Below are 278 nucleotides of genomic sequence, written 5' to 3'. Positions count from 1 at the left end.
CTACGATGCGGCGCAGGAGTTCGCTGTGACACAGTTACAGCGATTGTATGATGATTTTATTAATCATAAACCTGCTACGTTATCGCTGTGGCGCAAAGTATTTGGTGCCTCGCCAACTGTTCAGCCATTGCTGGGGTTGTATTTTTGGGGGGGCGTTGGCCGGGGCAAAACCTATCTTGTAGATACGTTTTATGAGTGTTTGCCGACGAAGCGCAAAATGCGCATTCACTTTCACCGCTTTATGCATCGCGTACACGAAGAGCTTAAATTACTGAAAG

At 47.1% G+C, this 278-nt stretch carries 1 protein-coding gene; it reads left to right on the top strand.

From position 1 onward, the window contains the following. Positions 1-25 precede the first annotated feature (25 nt). The coding region (gene zapE, locus R0J87_RS19850; RefSeq protein ID WP_498888404.1) for an AFG1/ZapE family ATPase at positions 26-278 on the top strand (253 nt) is incomplete at its 3' end.

The sequence above is a fragment of the Halomonas sp. SIMBA_159 genome, from assembly GCF_046536035.1.
GTDB lineage: Bacteria > Pseudomonadota > Gammaproteobacteria > Pseudomonadales > Halomonadaceae > Vreelandella > Vreelandella venusta_A.
This window is presented reverse-complemented; position numbering and strand designations above follow the sequence as displayed.